The 23,419-nt window shown below is 55.2% G+C and carries 17 protein-coding genes; 9 read left to right on the forward strand and 8 right to left on the reverse strand.

From position 1 onward, the window contains the following. Positions 1 to 110: 110 nt before the first annotated feature. Positions 111 to 722, forward strand: a complete 612-nt coding sequence (locus tag ACI0FG_RS12570; RefSeq protein WP_419785348.1) for a TetR/AcrR family transcriptional regulator — start codon at positions 111 to 113, stop codon at positions 720 to 722. Positions 723 to 1,478: 756 nt separating this feature from the next. On the opposite strand, the gene ACI0FG_RS12575 is transcribed toward ACI0FG_RS12570, so the two are convergent. The 5 genes from ACI0FG_RS12575 to icd form a co-directional block, all read right to left on the reverse strand. Beyond that, a complete protein-coding gene (locus ACI0FG_RS12575) occupies positions 1,479 to 2,780 on the reverse strand; it encodes a CitMHS family transporter (protein WP_419785349.1) in 1,302 nt (433 codons plus the stop codon). A 138-nt stretch (positions 2,781 to 2,918) separates the two neighbouring features. Beyond that, entirely contained in the window at positions 2,919 to 4,028 is a 1,110-nt protein-coding gene (tcuB, locus tag ACI0FG_RS12580; protein ID WP_419785350.1) for a tricarballylate utilization 4Fe-4S protein TcuB, read from the reverse strand. Further along, complete coding sequence (gene tcuA / locus ACI0FG_RS12585) at positions 4,010 to 5,428, reverse strand: FAD-dependent tricarballylate dehydrogenase TcuA (protein ID WP_419785351.1); 1,419 nt, start codon at positions 5,426 to 5,428, stop codon at positions 4,010 to 4,012. Before tcuA ends, tcuB begins: the two co-directional genes overlap by 19 nt. A gap of 153 nt (positions 5,429 to 5,581) precedes the next feature. After that, positions 5,582 to 7,666 (reverse strand): succinate--CoA ligase subunit alpha, encoded by a 2,085-nt coding sequence (sucD, locus tag ACI0FG_RS12590; RefSeq protein WP_419785352.1) that lies wholly within the window; start codon positions 7,664 to 7,666, stop codon positions 5,582 to 5,584. A 161-nt stretch (positions 7,667 to 7,827) separates the two neighbouring features. Then, positions 7,828 to 9,039: an isocitrate dehydrogenase (NADP(+)) gene (gene icd, locus ACI0FG_RS12595; RefSeq protein WP_419785353.1), complete on the reverse strand. Its 1,212-nt coding sequence runs from the start codon at positions 9,037 to 9,039 to the stop codon at positions 7,828 to 7,830. Positions 9,040 to 9,472: 433 nt separating this feature from the next. Between icd and ACI0FG_RS12600 the strand changes: the two genes are divergently transcribed. The 6 genes from ACI0FG_RS12600 (at position 9,473) to ACI0FG_RS12625 (ending at position 17,231) form a co-directional block, all read left to right on the forward strand. Then, positions 9,473 to 11,353 (forward strand): sigma 54-interacting transcriptional regulator, encoded by a 1,881-nt coding sequence (locus ACI0FG_RS12600; protein ID WP_419785354.1) that lies wholly within the window; start codon positions 9,473 to 9,475, stop codon positions 11,351 to 11,353. Between the two features lie 610 nt (positions 11,354 to 11,963). Then, positions 11,964 to 12,197 carry a 4Fe-4S binding protein gene (locus ACI0FG_RS12605; protein WP_419785355.1) on the forward strand — a complete coding sequence of 78 codons (234 nt, stop codon included), beginning with the start codon at positions 11,964 to 11,966 and terminating at the stop codon, positions 12,195 to 12,197. A gap of 49 nt (positions 12,198 to 12,246) precedes the next feature. Then, entirely contained in the window at positions 12,247 to 13,392 is a 1,146-nt protein-coding gene (locus ACI0FG_RS12610) for a 2-oxoacid:acceptor oxidoreductase subunit alpha (protein WP_419785356.1), read from the forward strand. A 1-nt stretch (position 13,393) separates the two neighbouring features. Next, positions 13,394 to 14,194 carry a 2-oxoacid:ferredoxin oxidoreductase subunit beta gene (locus tag ACI0FG_RS12615; protein WP_419785357.1) on the forward strand — a complete coding sequence of 267 codons (801 nt, stop codon included), beginning with the start codon at positions 13,394 to 13,396 and terminating at the stop codon, positions 14,192 to 14,194. 32 nt (positions 14,195 to 14,226) lie between these two features. Further along, the gene (locus tag ACI0FG_RS12620) at positions 14,227 to 14,775 is read left to right on the forward strand and encodes a 2-oxoacid:acceptor oxidoreductase family protein (protein ID WP_419785358.1); all 549 of its coding nucleotides are present in this window, start codon (positions 14,227 to 14,229) and stop codon (positions 14,773 to 14,775) included. A 200-nt stretch (positions 14,776 to 14,975) separates the two neighbouring features. After that, positions 14,976 to 17,231, forward strand: a complete 2,256-nt coding sequence (locus tag ACI0FG_RS12625) for a hydratase (protein ID WP_419785359.1) — start codon at positions 14,976 to 14,978, stop codon at positions 17,229 to 17,231. 228 nt (positions 17,232 to 17,459) lie between these two features. On the opposite strand, the gene ACI0FG_RS12630 is transcribed toward ACI0FG_RS12625, so the two are convergent. Together ACI0FG_RS12630 and ACI0FG_RS12635 are read right to left on the reverse strand one after the other, a co-directional pair. Continuing rightward, complete coding sequence (locus tag ACI0FG_RS12630) at positions 17,460 to 17,591, reverse strand: hypothetical protein (RefSeq protein ID WP_419785360.1); 132 nt, start codon at positions 17,589 to 17,591, stop codon at positions 17,460 to 17,462. Beyond that, on the reverse strand, positions 17,588 to 17,836 hold the full coding sequence (locus ACI0FG_RS12635) for a hypothetical protein (RefSeq protein ID WP_419785361.1): 249 nt from the start codon (positions 17,834 to 17,836) through the stop codon (positions 17,588 to 17,590). The genes ACI0FG_RS12630 and ACI0FG_RS12635 overlap by 4 nt, the downstream gene beginning before the upstream one ends. Positions 17,837 to 18,385: 549 nt before the next feature. Between ACI0FG_RS12635 and ACI0FG_RS12640 the strand changes: the two genes are divergently transcribed. Continuing rightward, on the forward strand, positions 18,386 to 20,371 hold the full coding sequence (locus tag ACI0FG_RS12640; RefSeq protein WP_419785362.1) for a methyl-accepting chemotaxis protein: 1,986 nt from the start codon (positions 18,386 to 18,388) through the stop codon (positions 20,369 to 20,371). 538 nt (positions 20,372 to 20,909) lie between these two features. After that, positions 20,910 to 22,214, forward strand: coding sequence for a hypothetical protein (locus ACI0FG_RS12645; RefSeq protein WP_419785363.1), 1,305 nt, complete (start codon positions 20,910 to 20,912; stop codon positions 22,212 to 22,214). A 426-nt stretch (positions 22,215 to 22,640) separates the two neighbouring features. Here the strand turns inward: ACI0FG_RS12645 and ACI0FG_RS12650 are convergent, their stop codons facing one another. After that, positions 22,641 to 22,841 carry a hypothetical protein gene (locus ACI0FG_RS12650; protein ID WP_419785364.1) on the reverse strand — a complete coding sequence of 67 codons (201 nt, stop codon included), beginning with the start codon at positions 22,839 to 22,841 and terminating at the stop codon, positions 22,641 to 22,643. Positions 22,842 to 23,419 lie beyond the last annotated feature (578 nt).

A 23,419-nucleotide genomic window follows, 5' to 3' on the forward strand; every position in this document is an offset into this window, starting at 1 on the left:
TATTCGAGCGGGTCATAACAAACCGACGGTCGGTCTGTAAATACGTTTCACTTTGATTTCCCTGCTTGGTTGTGAGAATTAAATCCTAATTGATACGAGGTATATCCAGCATGAGCCAGAAAGACAGTGGGCGTACAGCGCCCGAGCAGATGGATGCGCAGCCAAAAGTCAGGGAAACACGCCGCATGTTCCTGCTCGACACGGCTGAGGCAATCTTCTTGAAAAAGGGATACGAAGCTGCAACGGTAAACGATATCCTTGAGGCAGCAAATCTCTCAAAGGGAGGTTTTTACCATTATTTCAAGTCCAAAAACGAAGTTCTCGACGCGCTCAGGAATCGCTACACCCGATGGTTCCTGGATACCGTCGATGCTAAAGTCAACGCCTTTCCCCCCAGCCTGGCAGACAAAAGGTTTCAGGCCTGGATTCACGCCTATGCGGAGACATATCTCTCAACAGTCGCTTTACATGATTTGGTCTACCACTCGGTGCATACCCAAAAAACCAATGAAGACCGCATTGCAATCAGCCGACAGATTGAGCAGTTGTTAAAGGAAGGTGTTGCGCGGGGAGCATGGACGCTTTCTTCCCCCCACCTGACCGCCACAATAATCTACTCGGCAATACACGGCGTTATGGATGACGCCATTGCAAGAAATCTCAAAAATACAACTGCGATTATTGAACAAACAAGCGATTCTTTACGCCTTTTACTACTGTAGGCTGTACTCGCCAGCTCTGCCTGGCAGCAACAGGTTGAAAACACGTGTTAAGACCTGACCAACTTTACCCAGAAACAGCTTTGGTTATTAGAACAAATATAACAATGACTTGGCATGGAATCCGGGAGTCCTTACCCTTCCCCCAACCAATTGCAGCTGAATATTCTTCCGTACATCCCACGAAAAAGGCTTAGAAGGAAAACCTTCTAAGCCTTTAAATTCACTGGTGGAGCTGGAGGGAATCGAACCCACGACTTCTTGAATGCCATTCTTGTTGGCACTCAACTTAATCAACACATCAATTAGCTAATTAAACAGGACTCATTCGCCGCCACGCCTATTTGAAACGTGCTGTAACCATTTAAGGGGTATCCCCACCCCGCAAGGAGAAGGTGCAGCTGAATACAGGGTCGAATTCAGGCGTAGCGACCGGAGCGGCAATGGGCCCGATAGTACCTAAACCGTGCAGGGAAATGGACGGAAGGGATCGAGCCCTTGCCGCAGTGCTCCATGCCGTCCTTGCATAGGGCCGGACCTGGACCGTGTTTTTTTTGGGGGGGGAGGTGCCGAATGATTTTCAGGCGGACAGGCCATTGCCTTCCGGTGGCATCCATGCGGACAACGGGTGTCGGATGACAGAAGCCTTTCGTCCGCAAGATCGCGTTCCGGGATGCCGCGACTGCTGCTGGTCAAGGCATAATCAACATGGGCCATGAATGGATCATGGCCCATGTTGATGTTGATGATTATTGATTGTTAAAACGGCAGGACACCGAATAAGAGGGCCGCCCCAGTCATGATTATGGAGCCCATCCACAGAAACGGTATGCAGTAGCGTTGGTGCTCTCCGAATTCGATGCCCAACAGGCCAACGAGCAGGAACGGAGCGGGCGTCAACGGGCTGACCGGGAATCCGGTGGTACAGGCCCCAAGCAGAGCCGCCTGGGCGACCTGAATCGGATCGCCACCGACGCTTTTGAAGACCTCGGCGATCACCGGCATAACCCCGAAGTAGAAAGAGTCGGGGTCAAAGAACAGCGTCAGCGGCATGCCGAGGACGCCCAGCGTGGCGGGGATGTAGTGAGCCAGGTCCGGCGGGAGTACGTCGATTACCGCCTTGGCCATGGCCACGGTCATCCCCGTGCCCCGCATGATGCCGACGAAAGCGCCCGCAGCCATGAGGATGCTGGCCATCATAAGAGCGGGACGGGCATGCGCGTCCAGCCGTTTCCGTTGCATGCTCGCATTGGGATAGTTGATCAGCAGGGCAAGCACTGTTCCCAGCATGAAGGACACGGCGGCGTGCAGCCCGCCTGCGACCATCACCGCGATAACCGCTATGGTTATGGCGATATTAAGCCAGAACAGTTTCGGACGACGTAAAGCAAGACTCTCCTCTGTCAGCTTCGGCATTTTCATGTCAATGGGCTTGTGGCCATTTGTCAATCCGAGCCGTTTTTCTTCACGTCTGCCCAGGAAAATCCCCACCAACGCGGCAAAGACCAGGCCTACACATTGGACCGGGATCAGAGGATTGAAGATATCAATGGCCGAAGAGTGCAGCACCGCAGAGGCCCGGATCATAGGGCCGACCCAAGGCAGGAAGTTGATGCCCGCTCCAAGCGCGGCCATCAGGCCTAATATCCGTTTGTCTATCCCGAGCCTTTGATACAGGGGCAGCATGGCCGGGACCACCAGCATGAATGTTACGGCGCCCGAGCCGTCCAGGTGGATAATCAGAGTCAGGAAAAGCGTTCCCAGGATGATGCGCGTGGGCTTGACGCCGACGATCTTGAGAACACCGTTGATGATCGGGTCCAACATGCCTGCGTCAGACATGATACCAAAGAACAGGATGGCGAAGACGAACATCCCGGCAGCGGGCACTATCGAGCGAAGGCCTTCGATGATGTATTCACTGGTCGTGAACGTATCGACCCCGCTGAGCATGGCCCCGACATAAGGTATGAGTATAAGCGCAATCAATGGCGAAACTCGTTTCGTCATGATGGACGCCAGAAGCGCAATAATTATTATAAGTCCGAATAAAGCTAGCATACAACCTCCAAAATGGCGACATAGCCAATACAGCAGATGTATCAAAGCACTGCATTATGACGAAAACAGCGCTTAACAATATCGAGAAAGAGCTGAAAAATCTTTCTCGCAACAGAATGGACCGCAACTTAACTTCGTTTATTTATCAGAATGTTCAGCCAAATACTGTTCACCATTGTAACGAACAAGGGCAGTATAGCGATAAATGCTATGCACAAACTTGCCATAAGGCATAGTCAGGAATAATGCCAATACAAATCCCAGATGGAGGCACAGGAGCACACCCATGCCCCAGCTTGAGCGGAAGAAGAGCAGAGCCAGACCGCTCAATGTGACGAAGAACAAAAGCAGGATGAACGACATATCCATGGGGAAAGCCGGCTTGTAGGCCGGTTCGGTATCCATGACCCGCTTGAGGATGAACAGTCCGCCAACGCCCAGGGTGAGGGATACTCCGCCGAGCATACCGAGCACGACAGGCAGGCTGAAGATGTCGAACGGAGCGGGAATACCGAGGACGTCGTCATAGAACATGGCGACGACGGTTGCCGCGAAACAAAGCATGAAGCCGTAGAAGGTCAGATGGTGCATATACCTGCGCTGCATGCTGAACTCTTCGTCGGGATAGTTGCACCCATCACCGCCGCCTTCAAGGTACCGAAGTCGCAGGACGTCCCATATGGCGCCGAGGTGGAACTTACCGCTCCGGCCTATCTCGGACGATCCTGCCGTGGCCTTCCAGAGGTTGCACGCGCCTTTCCAGAAGGCGACAACAGCGAACAACGCCGCAAGCGAGAATACTCCCACCATCACAGAGTAGGGAATCAGGTCGTAAAACGCCCCGGGCCCCTCGTGGGGGGAAAAGAACGAGTCGCGGCCATTGGACAACAGGGCGAACAGCGTGAATCCGGCCACACAGAGCAAGGTTATGAGCGATACGGCCAGGCCGTTTCTGCGGAAGAGTCCCTTGAAAGAAGCAGGCCAAGCAAATTCCTCGTATGTCTCGGTGCGCAGCCGTCCGAGAGTTTTCGGGACATTCAGGTTGAACTCGTGCGGCGGTGCGTACTGGCACGCATAATAGCATCCGCGGCAGTTATGACAGAGGTTGGCCATGTACTTCAGGTCCGCTTCGGTGAAGACCCTGCGGAGCTCCATGGCCGGAAAAACTGCGCAGAACCCCTCGCAGTACCTGCAGGCATTGCAAATGGTCATGACTCTGTTGGCTTCGTCTAGGCTTTGCGAATACATTTTGCAGACTCCTTTCCTGCTATACGTCCAAAAACAGTTCCTATGGTCATTCCAAAACCGGCCATGTAGCCCTGGCCGAGCACGTTGCCGGATACAAGTTCGCCTGCTGCGAATATGTTCTCCGCAGGAGTGCCATCCTCCATGACGACGCGCGCCTGTTTGTCGATTTTCAGGCTGAGGTAGGTGAAAGTGATGCCCGGACGCAGCGGGTAACCGTAGAAAGGCGGTGTATCTATCGGGCGCGCCCAGTTGGTCTTTACGGGTTCCAGTCCCGTAGTGCCCAGACCGTCCAGGGCGTTGGAGTCAAAAGGACCGGGCCGCGTGGCCGCATTGTATTCGTTGATGGTGCCTTCGACCGCGTCGGGATCGATTTCAAGCTTTTCCGCAAGCTCGCGCACGGACCCCGCCTCCACGGGGGGGAACACGGAGGGCATGAACAGATCAATAGACTTGGAATCGATGATGGAATAGGCGATCTGCCCCGGCTGTTGTGCGACGAGTCGTCCCCATATGGCGTACCGTTTGGGCCAGAACTCTTCGCCTTCATTGTAGAACCGCTTGCCTTCCCGGTTCACGCTGACGCCAAACGGGACACAGTCCAGCCGCGTGACGATTCCGCCGTCGTACTTCGGCGCGCGTGCATCGATGGCCACGCAGTGGCATTGGCTGGGGTCGCCCTTGGATTGAACGCCCTTGTCGATAAGCACCTTGAGCACTACGCCCTTGTCATAGGGGGACCCGCGGACGATGAAGTTCTCGGCGGCCTCTCCCCAGGAACGACGGAGCCAGTCCAGATCGGCCTGAAAACCGCCAGAAGCCGCTACCACGGCATGGGCCCGGACCAAATGCTCGCTGCCCATGTATTCGACGGTGGCCGATTCGAAACGGCCTCCCTGGATGTCCAAATCCGTGACCTTGGCTTCATAGGCGATCTTGACGCCGAGCTTTTCGCAGGTGGCGTAGTAGGCGTTGACCAGCGCCTTTCCGCCTCCGCGGAAGAAGGCATTGGTCCTGGAAAGATGGAGCGTTCCGCGCATGGACGGCTGGAACCGAACGCCCTGCTTCATCATCCACTCGCCGACCTCGCCCGATTCCCGGATCGTGAACCGGGCCAGTTCCTCGTCGGTATTACCCTTGGTTACCATCATCAGGTCCTGAAAGAACTCGTCTTCCTGATAGGGACCGGTGAGAAACGCAGTGGCGTTCTGGTGCATGTACCGCAGGTTCCGGGTGTGCCGACTATTACCGCCCCTGTATTCCCAAGGCGAGGCTTCAAGCAACAATACGCTGGCTCCACCCTCGCGGGCGGTGATGGCAGCGCACAACGCCGCGTTTCCGCCCCCGATGACCAATACATCATACATTTCACTAAGATGTGCTGGGTCTAGTAACGTTTTCATAACACTCTTCCTGAGTTAAAGATTCAATGGGACTGACCCGGCCGGGTGCCCCCCGACAGGGCGTTGCTCATGGCCGCCCTGTCGGCGATTCCGTGGCGGGCCTCGGCATCCGGCCTTCTCCGGCTGCACGGTCCCAAATTATCGGCCGTCGGCCTATTTCGACATTCCCCGACGGACGGCTTCAGGCAGTTCATCGAGACTGGCGCAGACTTCGATTCCCGCGCTGCGCAAGGCCGAAAGCTTACGTTCCACGCCGCCGCCCTCTTCGAGGATGGCTCCGGCATGGCCCATACGCCGTCCGGGAGGAGCGGTCAGACCGGCGACAAAACTGACCACAGGCTTTGCAAAGGAAGTCGAGGAGATATACGCCGCCGCATCTTCTTCAGCGCGGCCGCCGATCTCGCCGAGGAGCAACACGGATTCGACGCGAGGGTCATCGCGGACGATGTCGAGCATCTCGGCGAACCCGAGGCCGATGAAGGGGTCTCCGCCCACGCCGCAGGCGATGGCCTGGCCCAGTCCGGCCGCGGTCAGCCGGGCCGAGGCCTCATAGGTAAGGGTTCCGCTGCGGGAAAGAACCGCGACAGAGCCAGGGCTGAACGGATCGGTAGGCATAATGCCCGCCTTGAACCGGCCGGGCACGATCAGCCCGGGCGTGTTGGGGCCGATGAGGCTTGAACCGCTTTCCCGGAGGGCCGGCAGGATCTTGAGCATATCCAGTTGCGGCGTTCCTTCGGTGATGCAGACAATCCAGGGGACCTTTGCATCGGCGGCTTCCATTATCGCGTCGGCCACAAAAGGTGCCGGCACGAAGATGATGCTCAGGTCGATCTGATGGTCGGCGGCGGCTTCCTGCACATTGTCGTAGATGGGAGTGGAGTCCGCGAAGCAACCGCCCTTGAAGGGCGTCACTCCGGCCACGATATTCGCGCCGTATTGGCGCATGAGCCCGGCGTGAAGCTTGCCGGCCCGGCCGGTCAAGCCCTGGACCAGGACCTTGGTGTGCGGCCCGAAATCCAGGGGATTGGGCACATCCAGAGGGCGCCTGACCGGACGGCGTTCAAAGTTATAGGTTGCGTCGGCCGTTCCCAGTTCCTCGAACCGCCGACCGCCTTCGTGCGGGACAAGCGCGCCCAGCAGCGACAGCGCGTGGGCCATGTCCTCGGCAAGGACCAACCCTTTCAGGCCGACGTCCCGGAGCTTTTTCCGGCCTAATTCGGCATTGTTGCCGGAGATTCTCGCGACAATCGGTTTTTTGGGTTCCTCGCCGTCCAGCACCTCCAGCAACGCATCCGCAACGGCGGAACATGAAAGAATGCCGCCGTAGAGATTGATGAACAGCGCTTCAACCTTGTCGTCGTCGAGGAGCAGCTCCATGGCCGTTTGCATGCGTTCGGAATCGGCCGCGCCGCCAAGGTCGAGGAAGTTGGCGGGCGCGATGCCTGCGAAATTGAGCGCATCCATGGTGGCCATGGACAATCCGGCACCGTTCACCACGCAGCCGACGCTTCCGTCCAGGCCCACGTAGCTCAGACCGGCCAGCTTGGCGGTAAGCTCTTTTTCGCCGTAGTGCCCGGGCTCTCGAAGATTGGACAGGTCCTCCCGAAGATCGGCGACGCTGTCGTCCACTTCGACCTTGGCGTCCAGGGCCATCAATCCATTGTCCTTGACCTGCGCCAGGGGGTTGATCTCGGCGAGGAGCAATCCGTTCTCTATGACGGCCTCGAACAGGCTGTTGACAATGCCGGCGAATTCATCCAGCTGCTCCCGCTCAAGTCCCATATGGAAAAAGGCGCACCGAATCTGTGCGGCGGTGGGCCCTCCCGGAAGGCGGACTTTTTGGATCAGCGCCGGGATGATGCCGTCGGCTTCGACCTCCATGCCCCCTGCTGCCTTCACGGTGAAAAGCAGGCTTTCGCGATCACGGGAAACCGCCATGCTGACGTAAAACTCCCGCTCGATCTCGGCGGCAGGCTCCAAAAGCAGCAACGGCGGGCGCGATCCCTTGATGGGAAGATCGAACAGTTTCCGCATGGTGTCGTGCAGGGCGTCACGCCCCTGCACCTTGACCACTCCTCCAGCTTTGCCGCGGCCTCCCGAAAGGACCTGGGACTTCAGCATCCAGGGGGCCGGGAAGCCCGGTGCCGGGTCGTCCTCCGGACGCACTTCCAGAGAAGGCGGCACCGGAATCTTAGCTGACCCGAATATTTTTTTGCTTTGCCGTTCATCAAGTAACATTCTGAATTTCCTCCAAATTATGTTATCCGACATTCGGATCCGCAGCGTTCGTCCCCATGGGGGGGAGGGCGCTAGGTTCGCCCTCCCCTGGGTTTGAATGAGGGTATTTGCAACAGGCTGACCCACAAACTGCGACGACCGCGGTCCTGGTCGGCGTAGCTCTAAAGACGTTCAATGATGGCTTGGCCGAACTCGGAGCACTTGACCTCTTTCGCGCCTTCCAACTGGCGGGCAAGGTCGTATGTGACGACCTTGTCCACGATCGCTTTTTCAATGCCGCCGCGAATGAGGTCGGCGGGCTCCTGCCAGCCGAGGTGTTCGAACATCATCACCCCGGAAAGGATGACGGAACCGGGGTTGATCTTGTCCTGCCCGGCGTATTTGGGAGCGGTCCCGTGCGTGGCCTCGAATACAGCCGCCTCATCCCCGATGTTTGCGCCCGGAGCCAGGCCCAGGCCGCCGACCTGGGCGGCCAGCGCGTCGGAGATGTAGTCGCCGTTGAGATTGGGGGTTGCCAGGACGCTGTATTCGTCCGGACGCAGCAGCACCTGCTGGAACATCGAGTCCGCGATGCGATCCTTGATGACGACCTTGTTCCCTGGGCCGTTCCCGTTCATGCTCGCCTCGGCCACGACGGTGTCGGAGAATTCATCGCGAGCCAGTTCATAGCCCCACTCCCGGAACGCGCCCTCCGTGTGCTTCATGATGTTGCCCTTGTGAACCAAGGTGACGCTCTTCTCTCCATGGTCGAGAGCCCAGCGCAAGGCTCTGCGGATGAGACGTTTCGATCCCTTCGGGCTCATGGGTTTGACCCCGATGCCCGCTTCAGCGGAAAGATGGACACCCAGCTGCGAGTCGAGAAAATCGATCAGCTTGCCGGCCTCGTCGCTGCCGGATTCCCATTCCACACCGGCGTAAACGTCCTCGGTGTTTTCGCGAAAAATGATCATGTTCACGCGCTCGGGATGCTTTACCGGAGACGGCACGCCGGCAAGGGCCCTGGTCGGGCGGACGCATGCATACAGATCCAGAATCTGGCGCAAGGCGACGTTCAGGCTCCGCATCCCCTTGCCGACGGGCGTGGAAAGAGGGCCCTTGATGGCCACCCGACACTTGCGGATCTGGTCTATGGTTTCCTTGGGCAGCCATTCACCTGTTTGTGCATGGGCCTTTTCGCCGGCAAGAACCTCGCTCCAAACGACACTCCGCTCATCGCCGTAGGCCTTGGCCACTGCGGCGTCGAAAACGGCCGATGCGGCGTTCCAGATATCCGGGCCAACCCCGTCTCCCTCAATGAAAGGAATGATCGGGTGGTTGGGAACAACGAGCTTCTTGTCTTCATTCAACTGAATATACTCACCTTTTTCTAACACAGCAGACTCCTTAAACGTAGATGGGTTGTGTCTTTTCGTAGCTCTCTAAAACAAATTCCATGCCACGCTGTTTTGGAGCATTTCAGAGTGATTTTCGGGCATCGCGAGAGGCTGCTTGGAGGTACTAATCGCCTGTAATAACAGCCACTAAGAAACACGTAGACATATTCTTACGCGCCTTTTTCAGACAAGCGCCGCAGTATGTTTCAACCGTTTCAATCCCAGCGACCATGTTGCAACAATGAAACTTTTGTGTAACCCTTGATGCTAATCATGAAATATCGTCATGCGTCATAGGTACATTTTTAGTTTTAGTAACCACGTTGCAACACCGAAACTTTTGCGAACCCTTAATACCATGCATGAAATATCTCTGGGCTTCATAGGTACATCGCGGGAAAGCATAGACAGGGCCCAAGCCCTGGCTTTGCAAATGGGACAGCATCTGGAGTGCGCTCTTTCCGGGCTTGAGGACGCGCGTATCCCCGGCCGGAAAATGGTTGAGGAGCGAGGGGTCGAGGTCCTCATATCGCGCCGGGGAACCGCCCACATGCTAAGGGAGCACTGTGCGGTGCCGGTCGTGAGTATTCCCGACACTTCCATGAACATGCTCAAGACCCTCTGGGACGCATCCAAGATCAGCAAACGTATTCTCATAACCTTCTTCTATAAGAGCCTCACCGATCTAACGCTTTTCGAGGACATTCTTGGGGTGAGGCTCATCCCCCTGACCTACCGGGATCGTGAAAGCCTTGAGAATGCCCTCATGGAGGCCAAGAGCAGGGGACATGACATCGTAGTCGGAGGGGGGGTTACCAACAGGCTCGCCAGGCGGCACGGCATTCGAAGCATGAATTTCCAAATCCCGGATGAAACCATTCTCTCGGTCCTGGAAGACGCAAGGAGCATCGCGGTGTCCCGCCGGGAAGAGGCGGCCCGCTATGAACAGTACCGCACCATCATGGACGCTGTGTCCGACGGCATCCTGGCCACGGACAACACCGGCCGCATCACCTCCATAAACCGGGCCGCCCGATCGATGCTGCGCCTTCCTGAGTCCCAGCACGCCGAGGGCAGCATTACCGACCTGCTGCCGGACACGGACCTGCTCGACACGGTCAAGAGGGGGCGCCCATCCATCAACAAGCTGCAGCAGATCGGTTCTTCTTCGTATGTCGTCAACAGCGTCCCGGTTCTTTCGGGCGACGAAGTGGTGGGGGGCGTTTCCACGTTTCAGGAGGCCTCGCACATCAGCAAGGCCGAAAGCGCTGTCCGCAGGTCACAAACCAAGGGCCTCAGGGCAAAGTACCGGCTTGAAGATTATTATCACACAAGCAAAATCATCCGGGATATGATCAAAAAAGCCAGGACGTACGCGGCCAGCGAATCTTCGGTGCTGATCACGGGCGAAACAGGGACGGGCAAGGAAATCATCGCCCACGGCATCCACCTCGCCTCAAAACGAGAAAAGGGGCCTTTCGTCTCCATCAACTGTTCGGCCCTGCCCGATCAACTGCTTGAGAGCGAACTGTTCGGGTATGAGGAGGGGGCGTTCACCGGCAGCCGACGGGGAGGCAAGGCGGGGTTGTTTGAACTGGCCCACGAGGGAACCATCTTTCTGGATGAAATTGGCTCCACCCCCATGAACGTCCAGACACGTCTTCTCAGGGTCTTGCAGGAAAAGGAGGTCATGCGCATTGGCGGCGACACCGTCATCCCCATCGACGCAAGGGTGGTCGCCGCCACCAACAAGAACCTCCGGGACGAAGTCCGCGCGGGACGAATGCGGGAGGACCTGTTCTTCAGGCTGGACATCCTGCCCATCACCCTGCCTCCCCTGCGTACGAGGCCCGAGGACATCGGTCCGCTTTTCAAACGCCTCGCCCTCAGGGTGAAGTCGCAATATGGACGAAAGAACCTCAACGTACCTGCCCGCTATTTGAAGAGGCTTGCGGACCTCCCCTGGCCGGGCAACGCCCGACAACTGGAGCATTTCGCTGAACGCCTGGTGGTACTTTGCGGCGATAAATTCGACTCCGAAGTGTTTGATGACCTGATTGCGGAAATGGTCTGTTCCCTGCACGCCCCGCCTCCTGCGCCGATATCGGGAGAGCCGCCTTCGAACGAAGGATGGTCCCCGGCCAATGCGGAATATCCGGAAGCGATGATCGAACCGGAAAACCTGACCCGGGAGCGCGTCATCAGAGTCCTCGTCGCCATGGGCAACTCGAAAAACAAGGCGGCCGAGGCCCTCGGAATCAGCAGGACGACGCTTTGGCGCCGGATGCAAAAATGGGGGATAGCCGGGGCCTGACTACGTGGCATATGAGTTGCACTGATAGGCTCGATTCTTTGAGATCGAGGCTATCATGCAACACCGAGAAACATTTGCAACAAGCTGTGAAACACCCGGCGGGATAGGGCCCCGGCCTACGGTCCGTTCAAGTTCCGATCCGGCTTCCCCTTCTCCCAAGCGACCGGCTCTCCGCCGACCGGGTCGGCCCTTTGCGCCCACGCCATCGCGTCTCGTCCGACGCCACCTTCGATCTACTCGCTTACGGATTTTTGAAACCATACCTGGCGAGCCCCGCGGGCTCACCTCTCTTGCCGCGGGGACTACGCCTTCGTCCCCATCGGGCGGTGCGTCAGCCGTACCCCAGCTTACTCGGCCACGCACCGCCCCCTGCGGAACACACCAAGCGCTACAGGACCTGCCCCACGCCCCCACGGCCGTTCTTTCTGAAGAACCCGACCGTCCGGGCGGAGCCGATCCTTTACCCCACCCTCGATTTTATGCCCGCTTCCGGTCTTTCCGCCTGTGCAGAGCGCAGCGCTTCGAAACACCGCACATCCCGCTGGGAACGGCCCGCGGGAGGCGATGCATGTCGGGGTTCTATTCAACCAAAAAAACTGAGGAAAAATGTATGGATGAACAGAAACTCGAACGAGTGATGGTCAACCAGGCGTACTGCAAGGGCTGCGGAATCTGCATTCATATCTGCCCCAAAAACGCTCTGACCCTGAACGCTCACGACAAGGCCGAGCTCGATGAAGAGCTCTGTATCGCATGTGGCATGTGTGAACGCTATTGCCCGGATCTGGCCATAAGCATTGTGGAAACGGATTCGGCTCCTTGCCAAACGGAGACCGCACAATGAACGCATCCTATCCTTTCCTTCTCTCATGTCCGAAGCAATGGAGTTTGTCATGAACAACACCAAATTCGTCCAAGGCAATGAAGCGTGCGTGGAGGGGGCGCTGTATGCCGGCCTGCAATTTTTTGCCGGATATCCCATCACTCCGTCCACCGAAATAGCCGAATTGCTTTCCGAGCGCCTTCCGGCGCATGGCGGGAAATTCATCCAAATGGAGGACGAGCTCGCCTCCATGTGTTCGATTATCGCGGCGGCGCTTTCGGGCCAAAAAGTCATGACCGCCACTTCCGGCCCAGGCTTCTCCCTTATGCAGGAAGCGCTTGGTTACGCCGTGATGGCCGAAGTGCCGTGCGTTATAACAAGCGTAATGCGCGGCGGGCCTTCGACGGGCATCCCGACCCATGTCAGCCAGGGCGACGTCAATCAGGCGCGCTGGGGCACGCACGGAGACCACTCGATCATCTGTCTGACCGCCTCGAACCATCAGGACGTTTTCGCCATGACGGTTGAGGCCTTCAACATGGCCGAAACATACCGGACGCCTGTCCTCCTGCTGCTGGACGAGGTCGTCGGGCACATGCGGGAGAAGCTGACCATACCGGAACCCGGGGAGCTGCCTCTGATCGACCGCCTCCGGACTTCGGTCAAGGCCGGCATCAACTACCATCCGTATCTTCCCCGGGAAGACGGCCGGCTGCCCATGTCGGACTTCGGAGGCGTTCACCGCTACAACGTCACCGGGCTGTATCACGACATGTGGGGATTCCCCACGGACAACCCGAAACTCGTCCATGAGCTGGCCCTGCACCTGACGAGCAAGATCAACAACAGCATCTCGGCCATCACCCGCTACAAGACCCTCTATCTCGAAGACGCGAAACACATCTTCGTGTCGTACGGCTCGGCCGCCCGCACCGTGCGGCAAGTCGTCGAGCAGAGCAGAAAGGCAGGCGAAAAATATGGCTTGCTCGAACTGCAAACCCTGTGGCCCTTCCCACACGAACTCGTAGGCGAGCTGTGTGCGAACGCCAAATCGATCATGGTCGTGGAAATGAACCAGGGCCAGATAGTCGAACAGGTGAAACTGGCGTTGCCCGACAAGGAACGGGTGTTTCTCATCAACCGGTTCGACGGCGTGTTCATCAAGCCTGAAGACGTTCTCAATCTCTTGCGGGTCATCCAAGGAAAGGGGCTCTAGCATGGCAATACAAAACTATATTCGGAAAAGGTTTTTCCCCCATCTCTGGTGTGCAGGATGCGGACACGGCACGGTGCTCAACGGGCTGCTGCACGCAGTGGATGACTTGGGTATAAACAAAAACGACGTGATCATGGTTTCGGGGATCGGGTGCTCCTCCCGCATTTCGGGATACGTGGACTTTCATACCCTGCATACCCTTCACGGCCGGGCTTTGGCCTTCGCCACCGGTGCGAAACTGAGCCGGCCTGACGTCAACGTCATCGTGCCCATGGGCGATGGCGACGCGCTCGCCATTGGCGGCAACCACTTCATTCATGCGGCCAGGCGCAATATCGACATCACGGCCGTGGTCATGAACAACCGGATATACGGCATGACCGGGGGGCAGTTCTCTCCCCTGACCGGGCCGGGCAAAAAGGCGACCACCGCGACCATGGGAACCATTGATCCCGGGTTCGACGTCACCAGCCTCGCCATGGCCGCCGGAGCCACCTTTGTGGCCAGAACCACGACCTTCCACGTCATGGAGCTTTCCAAGCTCATAGCCAAAGCCATCCAACACAAAGGGTTTTCCGTGGTGGAAGTCCTCAGCCAGTGTCCCACGTATTACGGCCGGAAAAACCGCGCCGGAAGCGCGGTTGACATGCTGATGCACTACAAGGAAATCACCACACCTATAGGTTCGAAGGCAAAGAAGGAAAATCCCGACCTGATAGAACGCGGAATCTTCCTGGACAGGGAGGCCCCTGAATACTGCGAACAATATGACACGATCATCCAGCAGGCACAGGCCAAATAACGGTCTGTGACGCTTCATGACGAGGTAACACAATGCGAACACAACGACTGGTTTTCTCGGGGTCCGGCGGTCAGGGAGTGATCACTGCGGCCATCATACTGGCAGAATCCGCTGCCCTCAACGAAGGGCTGTACGCCGTTCAGTCGCAAACCTACGGCCCCGCGGCCCGAGGCGGCGCAACGCGCACGGACGTCATTATCTCCGACGACAACATTCTCTACCCCAAAGTAACGACGCCCAATATCCTCGTATGCCTGACCCAGGAAGCCTACGAGAAATACGGCAACACCCTTAGGCCCGGCGGTATCATGCTCACCGACTCCAGATACGTCACGGTCGGGGACAATGAAGATGCCCGGCACGTCTCCCTGCCGATGTACGCAACGGTCATGGAACGCATAGGCAAACCTGTGGTTTTCAACATCTGTATGCTGGGAGCCCTCCTTGCGCTCGCGGACCTGGACGTCAAACCGGAATCAATTATGGAGTCCCTGAAAAAAAGGCTCCCCGAACATCTGATGGACATCAACCGCCAAGCCCTTGAAGTCGGCTACGAGCTGGGCTTGTCCCACACGAACTGACAACTGCCGGGGCGGCGGCATGGCCGCCGCCCCGATTGGGTCTTTCATTACCGTTGCAGTGAAACACCTGAAACATCCAGCCAGATGAAACATCCGCTCCCCGAACGGGCCAACATGTCGGCCCCCCATGCCTCTTCGGGGATATTGGCCAGAACGGAAAACCATACGGGGGCCCGTCCCAACTTTTTTGGAGGAACACCATGATTACCATTGAAGGTCCAGCCTACCTTGTCGACGGAACTCTCGTACCGGAATCATCCGGCCTGCCGTCCCCGGCGGAGGCCAAAAGCGGCACCATGGCCTGCCGGATACTCGAAGCCCACAACCGGTCCGAAACAGACGAAGAGCTGAATATCGTATTCGACTCCATGATGTCCCACGACATCAGCTATGTCGGCATAATCCAGACGGCCAGGGCGAGCGGGCTGACAGAGTTCCCGGTGCCCTACGCTTTGACCAATTGCCACAACACCCTCTGTGCCGTGGGCGGCACCATCAACGAAGATGACCATGCCTTCGGCCTCTCCGCAGCCAAAAAGTACGGTGGCATATTCGTTCCCGGCCATATGGCCGTCATCCACCAATTCGCCCGGGAGACCATGGCCGGTTGCGGCAAAATGATCCTCGGCTCGGACAGCCACACCCGTTACGGGGCCTTAGGATGCATGGGCTTCGGCGAGGGCGGCGGCGAACTGGCAAAGCAACTGCTTGGGCGCACCTACGACCTCCCCAGGCCTGAAGTCGTGGCCGTGTGGCTTGAGGGAAGCCCCGTTCCAGGCGTTGGCCCCCATGACGTGGCCCTAGACCTGATTCGCACGGTATTCAAGGATGGCCTCGTCAAAAACAAAGTCCTGGAATTCATCGGACCCGGCGTCGCCAACCTCTCAACGGAGTTCCGGATCGGGATCGACGTCATGACGACCGAAACAGCGTGCCTGTCTTCCATCTGGCTCACCGACGATCGGGTTCGCGACTATCTGACCATCCATGGGCGCGAACAAGACTTCAAGCCCATGGCCCCGGCCCAAACAGCCTATTATGATGCAGTGATTCGTATCGACCTGGGCGCTGTCAGGCCCATGATCGCCTTGCCCTTCCACCCGAGCAACGCCTTCACCATCGAGGAATTTCACGAGAATGCGGAGGACATCCTGGCAGACGTGGAAAAAAAGGCCATGGGCATCCTCAACCGTGACACCCCGCCGCTCAACCTGCGACAAAAGTTGCATAACGGACGTCTCAAAGTGGACCAGGCCTCAGTAGCCGGTTGTTCAGGAGGGTTGTTCGAAAACATGGCTCGCATGGCCGAGATTCTCAAGGGACACAGCACCGGCCGGGACGATTTCTGGCTTTCGCTCTATCCGTCAAGCCAACCCCAGCGCATGGAGCTGGTGCGAAACGGCATGGCCGAGACCCTCATGGAGTCAGGCGCCACCCTGCAAACCTCCTTTTGCGGCCCCTGTTTCGGAGTCGGCGACGTTCCGGCCAACAACCGGCTCTCCATCAGGCATACCACGCGAAACTTCGCCAACCGCGAAGGCTCGAAACCCGCCAATGGGCAGATCGCCTATGTGGCCCTCATGGACGCCCGGTCCATCGCGGCAACGGCCCGCAACAAGGGCATCCTGACGGCCGCGACAGAGTTGCCGGATGTCCCCGCCGAAAAGGACACGCCCTATCATTTTGACCAAAACGTCTACGCCAAGCGCGTATACTACGGCTTCGGGGCACCCGAGCCGGAGGTTGAACTCGTATACGGCCCCAACATCACGGACTGGCCCGATATGGCGCCCCTGCCTGAAAACCTGGTGCTCACGGTCTGTTCCACACTGCGTGATCCGGTCACCACCACCGATGAGCTGATCCCGTCCGGGGAGACCTCATCGCTACGGTCCAATCCGCAGCGCCTTGCGGAATTCACGCTCAGCGGCCGCGACCCCGGATACGTGGCGCGGGCCAAAGCGGCGCAAGCTCTCGAAGCCCAACGGGTGGAGGCGGTCAAAACAAAATCCGCCTGCCCCGAGGTCGAGGCCCTGTTGACCAAGGCGGGACTCGACGGCCAGATGGCGGAGACCGGTCTCGGAAGCCTCCTTTTCGCGTACAAGCCAGGTGACGGATCGGCCCGCGAGCAAGCCGCTTCTTCTCAAAAGGTGCTTGGAGGATGGGCGAACATCGCCGGGGCATATGCAACCAAACGCTATCGCAGCAACATGATAAACTGGGGACTGCTCCCGTTCGTCACTGAAAACATCGAGCAACTGGACATCCAAACCGGCGATCTCGTCGTTTTGCCCAGCATCAAGCAAGTCCTTTCTTCGGGGGGCGAGGCCATTGAAGCCACAGTCATCGGTGCAAAGGGAACGTTCAAGATTCCACTTCAGTTGCCGGACATGACCCCCCAAGAACGCAAGATCATCCAAGCGGGCTGCCTGATCAATTCATACGCCGAAGACTAGACGATTCCCCAACGCTACGAACCGGCAAGGCGCGCGGAATGGCCACCTTGCCGGTCCGGGAGCGCAGCATGCACGGGGGGCCGACTCAAATCGGCCCCCCATCCCCCAGGTCTGAAACGCGCCGAGCCGGATGGAGTCGAGCCACTGGCAGGCCTCAACAAACTGGCCGCTGAAGAATCTGGCGGCCCGTCTGCCCTATTCGTCGTGGCGAAAGGTGTAGACGCGGTTCTAATTCTCCACTTTTATCTTGAGCAGCCGGTAGTCCGGCGCGTATTCCTCCAGATAGTACGTACCGCCGTTCGCCCAGATGGAACGGAACCCATTTCCGTCATGCGTGAACCCATTATTTCCCGCCCTCATTCCAGATTGTTCCGGTAGTCGCAGTAGCTGGCCCCAACGGTATCCGAGAAGTCGGCCCGCTGGCGGCGGCCGCCCCGGTCGTAGTAACATTGGCAGAAACACCTGTTGTCCTGGTGCGCCTCGAAAAGCCTTCCGGCCTTGCTGTAGGCATACTTCCAAACAACGGGCCGACCGATCACAAGTTCCATTTTGTCCACAATTCGACCGTCCCGGTCAGGCTTCAACCTGATTTCAACTACGCCCATATGCATCTCCTGCGGGTCACTGAACCGACAGCACTGTCGTTATTTGCGAAGAGCGTATTAAGGGACTTCCGGCCAAAACGGCCGAAAAACGGCGATGTCGATGGAATGGTCAGTAGCGAATCTTACGGCGGTAGGGAAAATTGTCTTGCACTGCGTGCCGAAGATTTCCGGTTTTGCCGATCCCGATTTGCTCAGAGGCGTCCGAACCGTTGATAGCAATCTTTGAATCCTCTTCTTGGAGTTGCTGACAACACTTCCAGATCCCCGGATCGGACAATGAAAAAATGGTCATTTTTGATCGAAAACGACCAGTTCCCATGAAATGGACGCATTTGCCTAAACCGGGCCGAAAACCGTTTTTCGATCCGGTTTAGGCAAATGCGACCGATTTACGGGAACCGCCTTTTTTGATGTTGGCAAGGGATTTGTAAAGTCCCCGTAAAATAAAGCATGGCTTGTGTAAGTTCCCGGCGTCTCCATTGGGCCAGAAGTATCTACTTTGCAACGGACCGACTTCACGGGGACTTTGCAAGTCAGGCATCTTTATAATTGATCTACATCACCCACCATGTCCTAACATACAATGGTTCCCAAGATGTGAACGGTCCCTTCCGCCGAGGGGATACTGCATCAAGCGACAATATCACTAACCAATATGAGGGAAAAATGTTACGTTCGCTTAAATCAAAATTTTTGGTGCCAACACTTGGTCTGATCATTATAGGGATGGGCATCATGGCCGCCTCGACCTATTCCAAAACGACTGCGGCCCTCAAAGATCAAGCTCAAAAAAGCAACAACGCCTCATTGACGAGCCTCACCGATCTCGTCGACGTCTGGGTGAGTGGACTCAAGGTCCAGATGCTCGACCTTGCCACGCTTCCTTCCGTTCAGAATTCAGTTCTTGCCGACAATAACGACAGCCAAGCTTTGGCATCTGCAACGGAAGCACTGACTCAGGCCGTGAAAAATTCACAAATCCCGGACTATATCAACCTGATCAGCAGCCAGGGCGACGTCATATCTTCGTCGAATCCGAAACTTATTGGCAAGAACTATGCTGACCGAGGATATTTCAAAGCTGCCATAAACGGCGAGGTATATGTCTCCAAGGCACTCATAAGCCGCACAACTGGCAAGGCCATATTCAGCATTGCCTGCCCTGTTCGCCACGAAGGGAAAATCACAGGGGCCCTGGTTTCCATCATCAGCATTCAAACCTTTGCCACCAAATTCATAGATACCGTTAAGATAGGAGAATCCGGATATCTCACCGTACTTGATGACAAAGGAACGGTCATCTCGCACCCGGACAAAACCAAAATCGCGAAACTCAACATTCCCGACACGTTCTCCTGGGGCAAGGATGTTATCACCAAACCGTCCGGCATGGTTTCCTATTCCTTCGAAGGAGAGAATAAGATTCTCTTCTTCAAGAAATCAGACGCAACCAGTTGGATTATCATCTCCATCATCCCGGAAAAGGAATTGTTCGCCCAGGCCTACGCCATTGGCCTGTTCATCGCCATCGCCGCCGTGATCCTGGTGTTGGTGATCGGCGTGGGTATCTCGCTCCTTTTGAACATCAACGTAATCAAGCCGGTAAATGGACTTGTGAACATCGCAAAACGCCTTGCCGCAGGCGACCTGACCGCATTGGTTGAAACCAATAAAAGGGACGAGATAGCCACCCTTACATTGGCCCTTGGCGACATGGTCAAACAAGTCAAAGCGGTTGTCACGCACATAGCCCAGGCATCGGCCAACGTCTCCACCAGCAGTGAGGAGTTCAGCGAAACCGCCTCCAGTATCTCCGAAGGCGCCACGAGACAGGCGGCTTCGGTCGAGGAAGTCTCCACTTCCATGGAAGAGATGGCGAACAACATCAGCAAAAATGCTGAAAATGCCCAGGAAACGGAGCACATCTCCACAGCTACCGCCAAAAAAGCGGAAGAAGGCGGCAATGTCGTCGGCAAGACCGTGGAAGTCATGAAGCAGATCGCGGACAAAATCTCCATTGTCGAGGATATCGCCCGCCAGACGAACCTGCTTGCACTCAATGCGGCCATTGAGGCAGCCCGCGCAGGCGAACACGGCAAGGGATTCGCAGTCGTGGCGGCGGAAGTGCGCAAACTTGCCGAACGAAGCGGCACAGCGGCGGCGGAAATCAGTGAGCTCTCCAGTTCCAGCGTGAAAGTTGCCGACGAAGCCGGCAGGATGCTCGCAGATCTCGTCCCGGAGATTCAACGAACCTCTGAACTCGTGCATGAAATCAGCGTTGCGAGCAAAGAACAGAACGCCGGAGCCGGGCAGATAAACTCCACGGTGCGGGAACTCGACACGATCGTGCAGCAGTATGCCTCGGCGGCCGAGGAAATGGCCGCCTCTTCACACGCCATGTCCCAGCTTGCGGGCGGCATGCAAGAGACCATATCCTTCTTCACCGTGGACTCGGAGACAAAACCGCGAACAGTCCGTCAGCCCACCGCCGAACTTCCCCCGGCCGACGAGACCGACGACTTTGACCGGTATTAACCCTCGCCCGCTCAATAGGAATCAGGAGGACATAAGATCTAATTCCTGCCCAACCGATTAATTTTGTATATTCTTTTGTATATTACACAAAAAAAGGCTTAGAAGGAAAACCTTCTAAGCCTTTAAAATTCTTGGTGGAGCTGGAGGGAATCGAACCCACGACCTCTTGAATGCCATGCACGAGGACTGGCGCGTAAGAATTGAAATACTTTGATTTTTTATTTTGTAGTCAACAGAAAATCAGTGATGTTGGAGATGTGTTGAAGGTATTTGGTTGACCGGATGGTTGACCATTTTTTTTGAACTAAGAGTCGGCGCTAACGAATAATGAATATATCGCCTCCAAGCATCTCAAACCAACCACGACTCTCGACAGATAGGTATTGGGTCCCAATTCAAAGAAGAATTTTCAAAAAGAAATGCGACTAGGGCAAGGGAAGAATAGAAGACTTAATACGAAAGGGAACACCCAAGACCAGCTCAACTCGACTACTAGCAAGCTATATAGTATGGTAACCCTCTTTTCAGGAGAATTCCCATGCCGATAAATTTACCCGACCCCAAAGTTGAATACTTGCTCAAAAAAAGCAAAGAAGTGCTGCCACAACTCAAAGTGAGCAATGGCATGTTCCTAAACGCCTACTCAAGTGCGCCGCTGTTCTTACTTGAAGCCCAACTCCCCAAAAAAGGAGCAGAACTCAAAAAGGCGAATGAATACATAGGCGAATACCCCCTGTATAATTACTATATGTCTGAGATTTCACGCCTCCTCACATTCCTCGGGGTGTATGATAAAAACACGGAAGCGGTGGAATTGCCCAACGTCCCAAAGTTCTCCAATATTGATGACCTTTCAGTAAAACTCCTTAATGGCTTCCTTAACCTCCCAAACAATTATGAGTTTTTCGTAAAGCTGCCTGGATATATCTCAAATATTATTCCGGCAGGTTTTGATAATTTCCATCTTTGTGATTCAATATACATTTTTAAGCCCGATGATGCCCATGTACAAACGTACAAAACAGTCACCGGAGATGATAAGATTGATGATATAATATGGAACACTCCGATCCTCGCAATTGGAAACAATAAAAATGTATGGGAGTTGGACTCATACTATTTAGCGGTGAGCATTGATGGGTACTCTGAATATTACGGAAACGGTATCATTCACGATAAAATTGCTGAGGTCATAAAGACGATTTTTGGCTTTTTCATAGCGCATGGCCTAATCAAATTTGATAAGAAATATGACTCATTTTACTCTCAGATGAGTAGAATTGTTTTTCGAAGATACGGCTCAAAATGGATCATCGACAACACCCACAAGATCGACAAAGAGCTCTCAGAAACGATTCATTCCCTTGCCTTGGACGACTGGAATGGTGGAAGGGACGACACAAAATGGTATGACAAACATATTGGCCACTGCCTATGGTTATTGAAATCCATTTTCTCAAAAGACGAGATGTCAGACAGAGTGTGCAGGGCTTGCCAGTGGTATTTCGACAGTTACACTGGCACGAATCAATTGCTCTCTTTCCTGCAAGCCACTATCACAATTGAGATTCTCTTGGGCGAAAGGAACAAAGAAATTTCAAAAAAAGTTGGGCTTACTGAACTGTTGAAGAACCGGTGCGCCTACTTGGTCGGCAAAGATCACAACAGCCGAAACGAGATTATGGAAGATTTTGACAAAATATATGATGTCCGCTCTGAAATTGTACATAAGGGACACAGCAAGTTGAGCAGTGAACAAAGCATATTATTTGATAAATTGAGAAAGCTATGCTCGAAGGTAATACGCGAGGAAACCCAACTAATTCACAAGTGTAAAGAATAGAACAAATGCCCCTGCCACCCAGGATAGGGCTAACTAGGTCTCGCTCGGTGACCACCAACCTAAAATTTGAAATTAGAGTACACCATACATATTCCCTCAACCTCCAACACAGAGTAACCCCATCGCACCTCACACATCCTCAAACACAGTTCATATACATTATTAATCTGTAATCTCAAGTGGTTTGACCAACAACCGGTTGACCAAACGGTTGACCACCAAAAGAAAAATGGTGGTGGAGCTGGAGGGAATCGAACCCACGACCTCTTGAATGTCATTCAAGGTCATTATTCGTTGTTATCTTGAATACTTATCTTTTTTAGAGAGGAATACACATCGAGGATATATTGGCGGACAACAGGTATATTTTTTGTATATTCTTGGGAGGTATAGAAATGGTATATCCAGCCTCCCAGTTGCCCTACTCTACAAGGCCATTTTGTTCTCGGACCGGAGGCAATCGGATATCCCGCCCTTGACCAAAGCCTGTCTGGAAATACCAAGCCTCCGGGCCTTCTCGTCCATCTCATTGACCATCCATTCCGGGCAATCCACGTTCACTCGTTTGATCTCACGGTCAAAGGTTTCGGACTCGGCACTTCTGTCAAAGTTGTCCTTGGACTTCATACCCCACCTCGCTAGTTTTCATAGAACGGACGGACATAGACCAACCCTGTACTCGTCAGAATTCTCATGACGGTATCCTCTGGATTGAACGATGGCTAGAATTCTGCCCGTATGCACTGATATTCCCGATAGAATAGCATACTTCTTATATCAAGAGTACACTATTCAACCTAGAATCGACGTACTCCTTGAGGTTGTCGAAAACATTCCGATGTGCTATAGTTACAACTAATTATATGAACAGCACACTTGATTAAAATCTCCCACAACCCCACCGACAACTACTAATTAAAATCGTTTGAAATGTATTTTCGTATATGAAAAATCAACTCTTTCATTTGTGTGACTGCATAACTTTATGATAATATGCTGGTTGGATTTAAGAGCGATGGAAAAATGTCATGTCACCATCGACATGATAAAGATGAGTTCCGGGATAAAATGGCTTGGTGGATGTACAACGGGATTGCCCATGACAAGATTGGACGTTCCATTCTTTCAACGATTAGGAAGACCTTGAGGAAAAGGGGATTGTATGCGCTCACTGACTGCTAAATTTCTCATTCCATCCATGTTGT

Origin of the sequence: Pseudodesulfovibrio sp. 7M6, from assembly GCF_050058625.1 — a bacterium.
GTDB classification, from domain to species: Bacteria; Desulfobacterota; Desulfovibrionia; order Desulfovibrionales; family Desulfovibrionaceae; genus Pseudodesulfovibrio; species Pseudodesulfovibrio salinus.